At 35.4% G+C, this 13225-nt stretch carries 10 protein-coding genes; 7 read left to right on the forward strand and 3 right to left on the reverse strand.

Annotated features, from left to right (window positions below; translation table 11 throughout):
- The first annotated feature begins 10 nt into the window (after window positions 1–10).
- The 7 genes from JI750_RS05385 (at window position 11) to JI750_RS05415 (ending at window position 7293) form a co-directional block, all read left to right on the forward strand.
- The gene (locus JI750_RS05385; RefSeq protein ID WP_201999282.1) at window positions 11–916 is read left to right on the forward strand and encodes an NAD(P)/FAD-dependent oxidoreductase; all 906 of its coding nucleotides are present in this window, start codon (window positions 11–13) and stop codon (window positions 914–916) included.
- A gap of 191 nt (window positions 917–1107) precedes the next feature.
- Complete coding sequence (locus JI750_RS05390) at window positions 1108–3360, forward strand: TonB-dependent receptor (RefSeq protein WP_201999283.1); 2253 nt, start codon at window positions 1108–1110, stop codon at window positions 3358–3360.
- Window positions 3361–3647: 287 nt separating this feature from the next.
- Window positions 3648–4112, forward strand: coding sequence for a thioredoxin family protein (locus tag JI750_RS05395; protein WP_201999284.1), 465 nt, complete (start codon window positions 3648–3650; stop codon window positions 4110–4112).
- Between the two features lie 18 nt (window positions 4113–4130).
- Window positions 4131–5306: a lycopene cyclase family protein gene (locus JI750_RS05400; RefSeq protein WP_201999285.1), complete on the forward strand. Its 1176-nt coding sequence runs from the start codon at window positions 4131–4133 to the stop codon at window positions 5304–5306.
- A 12-nt stretch (window positions 5307–5318) separates the two neighbouring features.
- Window positions 5319–6116 carry a tetratricopeptide repeat protein gene (locus JI750_RS05405; RefSeq protein WP_201999286.1) on the forward strand — a complete coding sequence of 266 codons (798 nt, stop codon included), beginning with the start codon at window positions 5319–5321 and terminating at the stop codon, window positions 6114–6116.
- 192 nt (window positions 6117–6308) lie between these two features.
- Window positions 6309–6743, forward strand: a complete 435-nt coding sequence (locus JI750_RS05410; protein ID WP_201999287.1) for an ArsR/SmtB family transcription factor — start codon at window positions 6309–6311, stop codon at window positions 6741–6743.
- A 139-nt stretch (window positions 6744–6882) separates the two neighbouring features.
- Window positions 6883–7293 (forward strand): BrxA/BrxB family bacilliredoxin, encoded by a 411-nt coding sequence (locus JI750_RS05415; RefSeq protein WP_008465639.1) that lies wholly within the window; start codon window positions 6883–6885, stop codon window positions 7291–7293.
- A gap of 177 nt (window positions 7294–7470) precedes the next feature.
- Here JI750_RS05415 and JI750_RS05420 read toward each other — a convergent pair whose 3' ends face one another.
- From JI750_RS05420 to JI750_RS05430, 3 genes are read right to left on the reverse strand one after another with little or no spacing between them, the layout of a single operon-like run.
- Window positions 7471–8838, reverse strand: coding sequence for an efflux transporter outer membrane subunit (locus JI750_RS05420; protein WP_201999288.1), 1368 nt, complete (start codon window positions 8836–8838; stop codon window positions 7471–7473).
- Window positions 8831–12004 carry an efflux RND transporter permease subunit gene (locus JI750_RS05425; RefSeq protein WP_201999289.1) on the reverse strand — a complete coding sequence of 1058 codons (3174 nt, stop codon included), beginning with the start codon at window positions 12002–12004 and terminating at the stop codon, window positions 8831–8833. The genes JI750_RS05420 and JI750_RS05425 overlap by 8 nt, the downstream gene beginning before the upstream one ends.
- Window positions 12005–12022: 18 nt before the next feature.
- Complete coding sequence (locus JI750_RS05430) at window positions 12023–13168, reverse strand: efflux RND transporter periplasmic adaptor subunit (protein WP_201999290.1); 1146 nt, start codon at window positions 13166–13168, stop codon at window positions 12023–12025.
- Between the last annotated feature and the right edge of the window lie 57 nt (window positions 13169–13225).

A 13225-nucleotide genomic window follows, 5' to 3' on the forward strand; every position in this document is an offset into this window, starting at 1 on the left:
AAATAGAAAGATGGAACAGAAGCATTTTGAAGTGATTATCATTGGGGGCAGCTACAGCGGATTGTCTGCAACAATGAGTTTAGGACGCTCTTTGCGTCAGGTTTTAGTTATCGACAGCGGTCTGCCATGTAACAGACAAACACCGCATTCTCATAATTTTATTACGCAGGACGGTGAAAAGCCAGCGGTTATTTCGGCGAAAGCCAAATTGCAAGTAGACATTTATAAAACGGTTCAATTCTATAACGGACTTGCTGTGAAAGCGCTTAAAACAGAAAACGGTTTCGAAATTACAACCGAATCTGGAGCTGTTTTTACTTCAAGAAAAGTATTGTTTGCAACGGGAGTTAAAGATTTACTGCCAGAAATTGAAGGTTTTGCTGCCTGTTGGGGAATTTCGGTTTTGCATTGTCCGTATTGTCATGGTTATGAAGTTAAAAACGAAAAAACGGCGATTATAGCCAATGGAGAAATGGGATTTGAATATGCCAAACTAATTTCCAATTGGACAAAAGACTTAAGATTGTGTACCAACGGAAAATTGGAATTGACTTCAGAACAAACTGAAATACTCAAAAAGAATGGAATTCAGATTTTTGAACAAGAAATAGATTCTTTTGAGCATAATGCAGGTTATATTAAAAACATCATTTTTAAGAACGGAGAAAAAGTTGAGGTAAAAGCGATTTATGCCAAACCACCTTTTGAACAGCATTGTCCAATACCTGAAGTTTTGGGATGTGATATTAGCGAACAAGGATTGCTGAAAGTAGATGCGATGCAAAAAACAAATATCAAAAGCGTTTTTGCAAGTGGAGATTGTACAACTCAAATGCGATCAGTGGCAATTGCAGTTTCTACTGGTTCTTTCGCGGGAGCTGTAATAAATAAGGAACTTATTGAAGAAGATTTTTAGTCAATAGGAAAGAGTATTAAACCATATAAGTTATATAAGTTTATTTTAGCACGAACTTAAATTATCTTATATAACTTATATGGTTTAAAAAATATAACATATTGAATTCAATCAGTTTGAAAATTTTTGTTTTAAGAATAATTATTTGTCAAATTTAATTTTTAGTTTTGTCTAAATTTAATTTTATAATAATGAAATATTTATTTTTGACAATATTAATAATTTCAGCTAAAAGCCTCTATTCGCAAAATATCTCAGGAAAAATCGAATCATCAATTCCTGCAGGTCAGGAAATTAATGTTGCTTTATTAAATACAAACTTTAAAACAAAAACTGATTCTCTAGGATTTTATAAACTCGAAAATATTCCGAAAGGGAATTATAGAATAAATGTAACCTCGACTGGATTCAAACCCATAACCCAAAGAATTTCTGTTTTAGAAAATGAAAATCTGAATCTCGATTTTGAATTAGAGGAAGATCAAAACGAATTGAACGAAGTTGTGGTTTCTGGAACTTTAAAACCTGTAAAAAGATTAGAAAGTGCCGTTCCGGTTGAGGTTTATTCGCCAGTTTTCTTCAAGAAAAATCCAACGTCAAGCATTTACGATGCGCTTCAAAACATAAATGGCGTCCGTCCTCAACTGAATTGTGGAGTTTGTAATACTGGAGATATTCACATAAATGGATTGGAAGGTCCCTACACTTTGGTTATGATTGACGGGATGCCAATTGTAAGCAGTCTGTCGACGGTTTATGGTTTGTCAGGAATTCCGAATTCTCTGGTGGAACGAATTGAGATTGTGAAAGGTCCAGCTTCGTCTCTTTACGGAAGTGAAGCGGTTGGAGGTTTAATCAACATCATTACTAAAAACCCGACTAACGCACCCGTTTTTTCTGCAGATTATTTTACGACTTCTTATTTTGAAAGCAATCTCGATTTGGGGATGAAGTTTAATGTGGGCAAAAAAGCAATTTCTCTTATTGGTGTTAATTACTTCAACTACGATCAGGTTATCGATAAAGACAATGACAATTTTACTGATGTTACGCTTTCTGAACGTATTTCGGTTTTTAATAAATGGAGTTTTCAGAGAAATCATAATCGCCTTTTTACGATCGCTGCACGCGGAATGTATGAAGATCGTTGGGGTGGAGACATTCGTTGGGAGAAAAAATATCGCGGCGGCGATGAAATTTACGGTGAAAGCATTTATACCAAAAGAGCTGAATTAATTGGAAGTTACCAATTGCCGTTTGAAGAAAAATTGATGCTTTCGTTCTCTGGAAATGTTCATTATCAAGACAGCCGTTATGGAACAACATCTTACATAGCCAATCAGAAAATTGGATTCTTGCAGCTGACATGGGATAAAAAAATAGGTCGAAACGATTTGCTGGCAGGAATTGCAAGCCGATATACGTATTATGATGATAATACGCCTGCAACCAAAGAAGCTGAAAATACTTGGCTTCCAGGAATTTTTGTTCAGGACGAAATTACGTTTTCTCCAAAAAGCCAAGTCTTGCTAGGAATGCGTTACGATTACAATTCTGTTCATGGATCTATTTTTACACCGCGATTTGCTTACAGATTTAAGGCAAACGAAAACACGATTTTTAGATTAAACGCTGGAACTGGATTTAGAGTTGTGAATTTATTTACCGAAGATCATGCGGCGCTAACGGGTTCGCGAGATGTTATCATTAAAAACGATTTAAAACCCGAACAATCTGTAAACGTGAATTTGAATTATATTCAGAAAATCAATTTCGGAAACGGAACCTTTATGGGAATTGAAACAACTGCTTTTTATACGAGATTCAGCAATAAGATTATTTCAGATTACGAAACCAATCCAAACGAAATTATCTACGACAATATTGATGGTTATGCGTTAAGTCAAGGAATTAGTACGAATATCGATCTTAATTTTCCGTCGGGATTAAAGTTTATAGTCGGAGCAACAGTTTTGGACAATAAAAATGTGGAAAACGGAATTTCTGAAAGACCTTTTTTGACGGAGAATTTCACTGCAACATGGAGTGTTTCATACAAAATTCAACCTTGGAATTTATCAATGGATTATACTGGAAATGTTTACAGTCCGATGAAATTGCCTTTGTTGAGCGAAACGGATCCTAGAAGTCCAAATTCACCTTGGTATAGTATTCAAAACATTCAGTTTACCTATTCAGGATGGAAAGATTTCGAAGTTTATGGTGGCATCAAAAATCTACTGAATTTCACTCCAAAACAGAATAATCCGTTTTTGATTTCGAGAACAAATGATCCTTTTGATAAAAATGTGCAATATGATTCGGCAGGAAAAGTATTAGTAACACCAGATAATCCATACGGTTTGACATTTGATACGACTTATGTTTATGGACAGAATCAAACTATTCGAGGATTTTTGGGATTGCGATATACTTTTAGGTGATTAATTTTTTAACACATAGAAACATAGTTTAACTTTGTGTAGAAGAGGCGTTTCACTTGTATCAATTCACATAGCTATGTGTAGAAGCTAGCTTCTTTTGTAATCTTTAGAAAAGAAAAAATCTATGTTTCTATGTGTTCAAAATTTTTTAGACAGATTGTTTTCGTTTGTCACCCTGAGCGAAGTCGAAGGGCGCTCCAATTTGGAACGGGGCTTCGACTTCGCTCAGCCTAACAAAAAGTATAATTCTTTTAATCTTTGCAATCTGTGGCAAACAAAACAAAAAAATGAAAAAGCTAGTTCTCCTTATTTTCTTCTTCGGAATAACTTCAACAGGTTTGTGTCAGTTAAAAAGCAGAACTTTTGAAGAAATAGGAGGTTTACAGCAAATTCAAAAACGAAAAACCATTGTTTTCATTCATGCCGATTGGTGCCAATTTTGCCAGCGAATGAAAGCCACAACTTTTAAAGATCAGGAAATTATAGAAAAACTAAATTCAGATTTCTATTTTATTGATTTCAATGCAGAGGAAAAAAGAGATATCACATTCGCGAATCACACTTTCAAGTACAAGCCGTCAGGAAATAATGTTGGCGTTCATGAACTGGCTTTGGAGCTTGGAACGATAAACAATCAAATCGCTTATCCGATTTTATGTGTCTTGAATGAGAAGAATGAAATTATCTTTCAATACAATAATTATTTGGCTCTAAAAGATTTTAAAGTGTTATTAGAAAATCTGGAAAAGTAAAATTTCTTATTTTTGAGAATGAATTCTTCGCAAATCCCACATTTCGACTACATTTTTACAGGAACTGGAATGGCATCTTTGATGACGGTTTACAAAATGATTTTGTCTGGAAAGTTCTCTAATAAGTCAATTTTACTTCTAGATCGGGATTCGAAAAAAATCAACGATAGAACTTGGTGCTTTTGGGAAAAGGAAGAAAACGTTTGGAATTCGATTGTTTCAAAAAAATGGGATTCGGCTTTGTTTGCCAATAAGAATTTCAAACGCGATTTGGATCTTAAGCCTTATTCGTACAATAAAATTAATGGTTTAGGCTTCTATAATTTCGTTTTCAAGGCTATTTCAAAACAATCTAATATTACTTTTTTAAAGGAAAAAGTAACCGATATTAACGAACTTGAAACGCATGTTTTTGTCGGGACAGAAGAAAACAGATATACTTGTCATTACCTTTTCAATAGTATTTATACTAAGGCTTTCGCCGAAAGGCAAAACAAGTATCCTGTTTTACAACAGCATTTTGTGGGCTGGTTTGTAAAAACTCAAGAAGAAGTTTTCAATCCGGAAGAAGTCACGTTTATGGATTTTTCGGTTGAACAAAAAGGAAATACAAGATTTATGTATGTTTTGCCAACTTCAAAAACGGAGGCTTTGGTTGAATATACATTGTTTTCGGAAAAACTTCTTCCGAAAGAAGAATACGAAAACGAAATTCAAATTTATCTGAAGAAGATTGGCGTAAGTCAATATCAAATTCTTGAAAAAGAGGAGGGAAGCATTCCGATGACCTGTTATCCTTTTTGGGAAAAAAACACAAAACGTGTCCTGAATATTGGTACGGCTGGCGGTTGGACAAAAGCGAGTACGGGTTACACGTTTAAGAATTCGGATAAAAAATCATCAGATTTGGTGGAATTTATTCAGAACAAAGATTTCCAAATGAAAGATTTTCATAAAAAATCTAAGTTTTGGTTTTACGATTTATTGCTTTTGGATATTCTTTATCGAAATAATGAACTGGGAAGTTCCATTTTTTCTTCTTTGTTTAAAAAAGGAAATCCTAGATTGATTTTCAAATTCTTAGATGAAGACACGAGTTTCTTTGAAGATGTTAAAGTTATTTTAAAGTGCCCCAAAATCCCATTTATTAAAGCGTTATTTAGAGTGATTTTTCTCTCAAATAAATCTAACTAAAAAACGTAATCATTGAAAACCATTACTTCATTATTCAGTTTCTTTTTTACTCTTTTATCGTTCGCACAGGTTTCGACAAACAAGGCACATGATGCAATTGTGGAGGAATTTTTAACCAATTGTGCCGAAAAACACAATTATATATTTGAAATGACCGAATGGCAAGATTGTCTTGATCAAGGTTTGAAAAAAGATAGTACTGTTGCATATCTATGGCAACAGAAAGCAATGCCATATTTTAAGTGCAAAAAGTATGAAGTTGGAATGCCTTATTTAGATAAAGCAGTATTGTATGATAAAGAACGATGGCTTTCTTATCGTGCTTTTATGAAATGCATTTTTTCGCATGAGTATAAAGATGCGATCGTAGACTTTGATGAAGCCATAAAACTATACGGAAATAGTTATGTTATGGATCATTCGTTCAATTTTTATAAAGGACTCTGTTATCTTCAGCTGAACGAATACGAAAAAGCAGAAAGGCTTTTTGATGAATATGTAAATGATATTTACAAAAATCGTCAGCAGTTAGAGCATCCGACGGCATATTTTTATCAGGCAATTGCCAAATATGAACTCAAAAAATGGGATGAAGCGATTGCTACTTTTGATAAAGCATTGAAAATCTATCCTGAATTTTCAGATGCTAAATATTACAAAGCTATTTGTTGGCTTAAACAAGGAAAGTCCCGCGATGAAGCTGTCGCTTTGGTAGGTATTGCTAGAGAAGATGCTGCTAAAGGTTTTTCAATTAACGAGGACAATACGATTTACGAAACATACCCGTATCAAAAGAAATTTGGTAATTAGTATTTTATAATCGCAAAAAATAGTTGATAGCCTAAAAAATACGGTTTTTATTAAAATAAAATGTCTTATTGTTTCATTCTAACGACTTTCAAGGGTAGTTATAGATTTTATATTTCATTTAGATTTGTTCATTGTCTAAAGGCGCATTATGTCTCTTATTATAGGCAGTTAACGATTTGTAAATTAATAAAAATGACTAAGCATCTAAAATTTGATGTCGAAACAGAGTCAATAGCTGAAATCTGTAAAGCACTCGGTCATCCAACCAGAGTTCAAATTTTGACTCTTCTTTGGAAAAGAGATAAAAGAACTTGTGGCGAAATAGTTGAATTAATTCCATCGGCACAATCAACTATATCAAAGCATTTGTTAGAATTAAAAAAAGCACATCTTGTTACTATACAAAATGCAGGCAAAAAAGTAATTTATTCCATTGATCTTGATAGCATACAAATACTTAGAAAATATTTGACGAGCTATCTTTCAACAATTGAAATTCCTGAAGAAAATAAGACAACGGTTTTAACCACTAGGCATAAAGCAAGAGGAATTAAGCGTCATTTAAAGCAATATAATTATCAATTTCCGAATAAAAAAACAAAGCAAGAAATGTTAGAGATTGTTTAAAATCTACTTAAGCTGATGGGTTTTCATTCGAAATAAAATTATTATTGAACTATAACAAAACTTTATACTTCAAAGTAACTAGTTGCGAGTAAACTTTGTAACTTTGCAGTTCAAAAAGTACAATTTAAAAAACAAGAATATGTATCCACTAGAAATGGTAAAACCAATGGAGGCTGAATTAACAGCTGCTGGTTTTCAAGACTTACATAGTGCTGAAGCTGTTGAGAATGCTATCAAAGCTGAAGGTACCACTTTAGTTGTTGTAAACTCTGTTTGCGGATGCGCTGCAAGAAATGCACGTCCAGGAGCAAAAATGAGTTTGGAAGGAGCTAAAAAACCAGATCATTTAATTACTGTTTTTGCAGGTGTTGACAAAGAAGCTGTTGATGCTGCAAGACAACATATGTTCCCATTTCCTCCATCTTCGCCATCTATGGCTTTGTTTAAAAACGGAGAATTGGTTCACATGTTAGAGCGTCACCACATCGAAGGACGCCCAGCTGAATTAATTGCTGAGAATTTACAGGATGCGTTTAACGAGTTCTGTTAATTTTTAAAGATGCTAAGACTCTAAGTTACTGAGATTCTAAGATTTTTTTTCAGAAGCACAGATTTGCAGTACAAAGATTTAAAACAAAAAGCACTATGAAAATAGTGCTTTTTGTTTTTTATATGTTTAGTTTAAAAAACTTAGAACCTCAGTAGCTTAGAATCTCAGAACCTTTCGTTAAAGATTCCATCCCCCACCAAGTGCTTTGTACAATTCAACCATTGAACTTAATTGTCTTTCGGATAATTGTGCCAGACTTAACTGTGCGTTGAAAAGGTTAGTTTCTACATCTAAAACTTCTAAGTAAGAAACGTAACCGCTATCATATCTTTCATGAGATAATTTGTAGTTTATTAAAGCGGCTTGCACTTGTCTATTGCGTGCTTTCCATTCTTCTTGATAAGTTCTAACGTTTTGTATAGATTGTTCTACTTCAGAAACGGCATCAATATATTTTTGTTGATAAAGAAATTTGAACTGTTCTGCTTGTTGTCTGTTTGTTTCAACTCTTCTTTTGTTTTTTCCGAATGCAAATATTGGTCCTGCAATTCCGCCAGATGCATTTTGCATATAAGAACTTCCTAAAAATAGATTACTCAAATCGGCACTTGCAAATCCGGCAATTGCGGCAAGATTAATAGACGGAAATCGCATTGCTTGAGCAACACCAATTCTTTCGTTTGCTGCAGCATATCTTAATTCGGCCGCTTTTACATCGGGTCTGTTTTCTAATAAGGCAGACGGAATTGATAATGGAATTTTGCTGACTATCTGTAACTCTGTATTGCTTTTTCCTCTCGGAATTTCAGTAGGAAGCTGACCTGTAAGTAATGCAATTGCATTTTCTTGATAGGTTATTTGTCTTTCAATGTTAGGAATCGCAGCTTCTGCAATGGCAACCTGTTGCTCAATTTGTACTTTGTCAACTTCTGAGATATATCCTTTTTCAAATCTCTCGCTTATGATTTGATAGTACTTCTCTCTGGTTTCAAGAGTGTGTTTGGTAATTTCCAGCTGATCATCAAAATTTCGCATCTGAAAGTACGCTATTGCAATATTGGCGACGATATCAGACAATATTACTTTACGAGCTTCTTCTGTCGCTAGAAGTTCATTTTTAACAGCATTATTTTCATGACGAAATTTCCCCCAAAAGTCAAGTTCCCATGACATGCTTGCGCCAGCCGTTGATGGAGTAATGTATTTCTTGTTGCTGTTTATCGTAGCTCCATATTGAAAAGATGGAAATAAATCGGCTTTGGAATAACCTAATTCAGCACGAAACTGTTCAATTCTTGAAACTGCAATTTTTAAATCGTAATTATTCTCAAGACCTTTTTGAATAAGACCTTTTAAAACATCATCATTAAACAAATCAAACCATTTTAGATTGGTTACCGAAGCGAGACTGTCTAAATTTCTTTCGTTTTTATAAGAATCTGATTTTAACTGCTCAGGTTTTTTATATTTTGGCCCTACCATACATCCCATTGGAAATAAGGAAAGAGCCAATACAATAACGATTATTTTATACTTCTTACTCATGGTCTGTAGTATTTGATTCTACATTGTTTTCTCCTGCTACGATTGTTTCTTCTTTCTTGTGTCCAATTTTTTCAATCATAACAAATAGACCTGGTACAATTAATACACCGAGAACGGTGGCAATCAACATGCCGCTAAATACAGCCATTCCCATTACAATGCGGGCTTGAGAACCTGCACCAGTAGCAGTCAATAATGGAACAACTCCAAGGATAAAAGCAAAAGCAGTCATTAAGATCGGACGGAAACGAAGTCTTGCCGCATACATTGCCGATTCGTAAAGCGGTTTCCCTCTTTCGTATTCTTCTTTGGCAAACTCAACAATAAGAATGGCATTTTTTGCCACTAATCCGATAAGTAAAACGAGTCCGATTTGAGCAAAAACGTTATTGACATAAGCATCACTTCCAAATCTTGCCAAAAGAAGTCCTAAAAACGCTCCAAACACTGCAAAAGGCGCTCCAAGAAGTACACTAAATGGCAGTTTCCAGCTTTCGTATTGTGCAGCAAGAATTAAGAATACAAAAACCAATGCCATAATAAATACAGAAGATCCTCCTGGCGAATGTTTTTCCTGATACGATAAGTTGATGTAATCATAACTCATGTCTGCAGGCAAAGTCTCTTTGGCAACTTCTTCCAATGCAGTTAAAGCCTGTGCACTACTGTAACCATCATTTGGACTTCCTCCAATTTCAGCAGATCGGAATAAATTTAAACGGTTCGTAAAATCGGGTCCCGAAACTTTAGTTGCTGTAACCAATGTCGAGACTGGAAGCATGTCGCCTTTATTGTTTTTTACATAAATCATGTTTAGATCTTCCGGCTTAACACGATTGATGGCTTCTCCTTGGACATAAACTTTATACTGACGTCCGAAACGGTTAAAGTCATTTACATAACTACCTCCTAAAAAGGCTCCAAGCGCTTCGGTGACTTTAGAAACAGGTATTCCTAATTTCATTGCCTTGTCGTTGTCGATATCCAGTTTAATTTGTGGAGTACCAGCATTAAAAGTGGTGTAAATTCGTTTTATTTCAGGACGCTGTTGTGCTGCGGCAATAAATTTCTGTGTCTGTTCTGCTAAATATTGAGGTGTATTTCCTCCACGGTCTTGCAGCATTAAACTAAATCCAGCAGAAGCACCCAAACCTTGAATTGCGGGCGGACCAAATGAAAAACAAGTCGCAGTCGTAATTTGAGTGGCCAGTTTTTTATTGAATCGGTCTACAAACTGTTTTGCCGTTTCAGCTCTTTCTTCCCAAGGTTTCAAGGAAATAAAGATGAAAGCGTTATTTGGCTGATAGGAGTTTGTAAGCATACTAAATCCGTTTATCGTGGTATAAGACAGAATCGATTTTTCTTCTTTAAGAAAACTGTCTACTTTTTTAGATATTTCATCAGTACGCTGTAATGATGATGCTGGAGGCAAAGCGATATTTACCAAAACATAACCTTGATCTTCTTCGGGAATAAATCCTAACGGAATCTTTTTTCCTAAAAGAACAATTGAAACAAGAATTACAGCTAGTAAAATAACAATTCGTATTGCTTTTTTTGCAAAAAATGTTGCTCCGCCTATATATTTTCCTGTAACATTTTCGAAAACCCTATTAAACCAAGAAAAGAATTTAGCCAGCCATCCTTTTTGCTGATCAATTGGTTTTGTTGGTTTCAAAAGCATGGCACAGAGTGCGGGACTTAAAGACAAAGCACTAAATGCCGAAAAGGCGACCGAGACGGCAATGGTTATGGCAAATTGCTGATAAAAACGTCCCGTAATTCCAGGTGTCATTGCAACTGGGATAAAAACGGCGCATAGAATTAATGCAATGGCAATTACTGGTCCAGAAACCTCTTTCATCGCTTGAACGGTAGCCTCTTTAGGAGTTTTTCCATGTTCGATATGATGTATTACGGCTTCTACAACCACAATAGCATCATCGACCACAATACCAATTGCCAATACTAATCCTAAAAGCGAAAGTGTATTGATTGAAAATCCCAACATTGGGAAAACCGCAATAGTACCTATCAGCGAAACTGGAACCGTAATTAACGGAATTAAAGTGGCGCGCCAGTTTTGCAGGAATATAAATACCACCAAAATAACCAATATAATAGCCTCAAAAAGAGTGTGAACAATATCATCAACCCCTGCAGTAATGGCAAGTGTAGTATCTAAAGATTCTTGATATACAATGTCCTGCGGAAATCTCTCTGACAATTGTTTCATTGTTGCTTTTGCAGTTTCTGCCACATCAAGAGCATTACTTCCTGGCATTTGGTATAAAGCAACAACGGCACTTGGCGAACTGTTTCTTCTGGCTGTCGAGCTGTAATTTTCAGTTCCTAATTCGATTCGGGCAATATCAGCAAGTAAAACCTGTGCTCCATCTTCTTTGCTTCGAACTACGATATTTCCAAATTCTTTTTCAGTTACTAATCGATCTTGGAGGGTTACTCCGTATGTAAATTCAGTATTAGGAGGTGCTGGTTCAGCTCCAAATTTTCCTCCCGGACTAATCATATTTTGTGCATTCAATGCATTTTTGACATCTTCAACCGTTATGCCGAGCTTATTCATAACATCAGCTTTCAGCCAAATACGCATGGAGTAATCACTACCACCAAAAAGAGCTACCTCTCCAACTCCTTTTATACGAGCCAATTGGTCAACAACATTTATACTAGCGTAGTTATTTAAAAACTTGGCATCATATTTAGGATTGGTAGAAGTAATCGTAAAAAGCATCATCGGGAACGAAAGGGACTTTTTTACTACAACACCCTGTTGTTTTACGCTTGAAGGCATAAAGGGAGCAGACTGGTTTTGTCTGTTTTGCGTAAGCATATTGGCGTTGTCCAGATTGGTTCCTACGTCGAAAGTTACCTCAATGGTACAAGCACCATCAGAAGTATTGATCGATTTCATGTACAACATATTTTCGACACCATTCACTTTTTGCTCGATCGGAGTAGCTACTGCTTGTTCCACATTCAACGCATTTGCTCCTGTAAAAGAAGTAGTGATTTTTACAACTGGCGGATTAATATCCGGATATTGCGAAATAGGTGTTTTTTGTAATGCCAGTAATCCAAGTATCACAATGATAATACTAATAACAATGGCAACAATCGGTCTTCGGACGAAAAATTCTCCCATAATAGTATGTGATTTAGATTACTTTGCAACTACAGTTTCTGGATCGCCCAATTGCCATTGAACGATTTTTGGAGTAATGACACTTCCGTTTTTCAATAACGAAGTACCTCCCATGGCTATCTTGTCGCCAGGTTTTAATCCTTCTTCAATAATATAACCGTTTTTAACAGAAGGGCCTGGTTTTACAATTTGCATTTGCACTTTGTTATCATTGCCTACTACATATACTTGATAGATTCCTTGAACTTCAATGACTGCGCGTTGCGGAATCACAATGGCGTCTTTGCGAATGTCTGTAAGCAATGCCACTTTTACATATTGTCCCGGACGGAGTAATTTGTCAGGATTAGGAAATGTAGCTTCAAATGTGATTGCTCCTGTAGAAGGATCAATCTGTCTGTCGGCAAAACTTACTTTTCCTTTCTCAGGATAGATAGAACCGTCAGATAGTTTTATAGTTACAGTTGCGCCAGAGCCTTTTAAAGCAGAATTTGGTTTGCTAAACTCTCTAAAAAGACGTAAAAATTCCTGTTCGCTAATGGTAAATCGTACTCTTACATCACCAAGATCAGAAATAGTGTTTAAAATAGACATGGCTCCAGGTCTTACATAATCACCAACGCGGACTTTAGAAATACCGATTAATCCTGAAATTGGTGCTAAAATTTGACAATAGCCCAATTCTATCTGAGCATTTTGAACCGAAGCGTCTGAAGCTTTTATTTGGGCTAAAGAAGCGTTATATGCAGCTTTTGCAGAAACCAATTCTCGTTGGCTGACAGCATTCATTTTGGCTAAAGGAGTTATCATGTCCAAATCTGATTTGGTTTTAGATAATCTCGCCTGCGATTCTGCGGCAACACCCTGAGCTTCGTTAAGTTTGGCTCTGTATGGTAAAGGATCAATTGTATAAAGAACCTGTCCTTTCTTGACAAAACTTCCTTCTTTAAAATTCATACTTTCGATAATACCATCAACTCGGGGGTTAATTTGTATATCAGATTGACCAAAAGTTTGCCCCGTATATTCAGACTCTAAATCTACATCTTGCTGTAAAACTGAAGTAACTGAAATTTCTAAAGGTTTGGGCGCTGGCGGGGTTTCTTTTTTGCAGGAAAAAAATAAGAAACTTAATAAAATTGCTGAAGAATAGATTTTGTTCATTGTTAAATTCTTTAGATAAAATTCATTAAATACAACTGACTAAAAACCAATAAAGTG

Source organism: Flavobacterium tagetis, from assembly GCF_016735615.1.
Taxonomy (GTDB): Bacteria; Bacteroidota; Bacteroidia; order Flavobacteriales; family Flavobacteriaceae; genus Flavobacterium; species Flavobacterium tagetis.